General features: G+C 56.2%; 1 protein-coding gene. It reads right to left on the reverse strand.

Annotated elements, in window-relative coordinates; genetic code table 11:
- Positions 1-59: 59 nt before the first annotated feature.
- The gene (ubiE, locus tag NW837_RS07815; protein ID WP_414330441.1) at positions 60-827 is read right to left on the reverse strand and encodes a bifunctional demethylmenaquinone methyltransferase/2-methoxy-6-polyprenyl-1,4-benzoquinol methylase UbiE; all 768 of its coding nucleotides are present in this window, start codon (positions 825-827) and stop codon (positions 60-62) included.
- Positions 828-1,013: the final 186 nt, after the last annotated feature.

The raw sequence follows: 1,013 nt of genomic DNA on the forward strand, positions 1-1,013 counted from the left end.
CGGAGTCCTTAAACGAGACCCTGTCGATCTAGGCCCCTGGATCCCGCTCTGGGCAAGGGTTATAATCGGCGGGAGTCGCTTCCCTTCGGGGAAGTGGAATTAATCGAAACAATACGAAACTTCTCAATCACCAGTACCCCCATCATGCCCCACGCTAGGGGGTAGAACTTGGCACTGGCAAACCCTGCCTGCAGGGCCATTTGTCGTTGCTCTTCTCCAGAGGGAAAGCGATCTAGGCTGGGATCAATGTAGGCATATTCGGATCCCAGTCCCAAAGTTTTGGCCTGGGCAACCACCTGAGTGTTCAAGTACCAGCGCTGAAATTGTTCGCAAAGAGGGATCCCTGTGGGGCGGTGAAAATCCAAAATGGCGGCACGACGTCCTGGCTTCAGTACTCGCCTAATCTCTCGCAAGGCTTGGGGAATATCGGTTACATTGCGCAAGCCGTAGCCCATGGTAATGGCATCGAAGCTACTGTCGGGAAAAGGTAAGGCCAAGGCATCTCCCAAAACCCACTCCAGGGAGTAGTCAGGGAAGAGCCGGGAGCGACGCCGGGCAATCGCCAGCATGGCGGGAGAGAAATCTAGGCCCACCACATGTCCCCTTCGTCCTACTCGGCGGGCCAACTGCAGAGCCAGATCACCGGTTCCACAGCACAGATCCAGCACATATCCTCCTGAGCTGGCGCCCGACCAACGCACGGCCATACGCTTCCAAACCTGATGGAGGCCCAGGCTCAAGGTTTGGTTGAGGGAGTCATAGTGGGGAGCAATGCGGTCAAAAAGCGCTCGGATTTCCTCAGGCTGTTCAAAGGTTGGGCTAGGCACCTCTTCTCAACTCCACCTCATGTTCCCCGTACAAACTTTGTTGCTCCTGTTGCTCCGCAACGCTACGTGACCGGATCTGTGGTGTAAACTACCCGACTCCGACCGCTAAAGCGTTACGGAGCGGGCTTTCAGTAGCCCTGAGCCTGCTCTGCCCTACCAGAGAACAAAACAGGCCCGAACCTCTAG

The organism is Synechococcus sp. R6-10 (assembly GCF_047461815.1).
GTDB lineage: Bacteria > Cyanobacteriota > Cyanobacteriia > Thermostichales > Thermostichaceae > Thermostichus.